Here is a 614-nt window from a genome sequence, read left to right as displayed (position 1 = left end):
AATCGCAATCGACGCGATTCGAACGTGGCACGATTACGATACCAGTTGGGTTCTCATGATCCGCTTCGTCACGAAGATCTTCTACCATCGGTAGCTTCTTCGCACGCATTTGGTTTGCGATCTGCTCAAGCAGCTTCGAGCCAGACACTTGATGTGGAATCGACGTGATGACGATGTCTGACCCTTCTTTATGCCATACCGCACGCATCTTGATGCTGCCACGGCCGTTGCGATAGATCTTTTCAATTTCCGCTTGAGGCGAAATAATCTCCGCTTCTGTCGGATAATCTGGACCTTTCACAAACTGCATAACTTCAGGCAATTCTGCTTTCGGATTGTCGATCAGATGGATAGTTGCGTCAGCCACTTCACGAACGTTGTGAGGTGGGATATCTGTCGCCATACCAACCGCGATACCCGTTACGCCATTCAACAAGATATGAGGTAGACGTGCTGGCAACATTTGAGGCTCTTTCATCGTGCCATCAAAGTTTGGTTGCCATTCCACAGTGCCCTGACCTAACTCACCCAGCAATACTTCTGCAAACTTCGACAGTTTCGCTTCGGTATAACGCATTGCCGCGAAAGATTTCGGGTCATCCGGAGCACCCCAG

The 614-nt window shown here is 49.7% G+C and carries 1 protein-coding gene; it reads right to left on the bottom strand.

The window, feature by feature from the left end; translation table 11 throughout:
* Nucleotides 1-614 (bottom strand): DNA gyrase subunit A (locus R7O13_RS28545; protein ID WP_318305418.1); only part of this gene is annotated, 614 nt, incomplete at both ends.

Source organism: Vibrio sp. Y176, from assembly GCF_033438945.1.
This window is presented reverse-complemented; position numbering and strand designations above follow the sequence as displayed.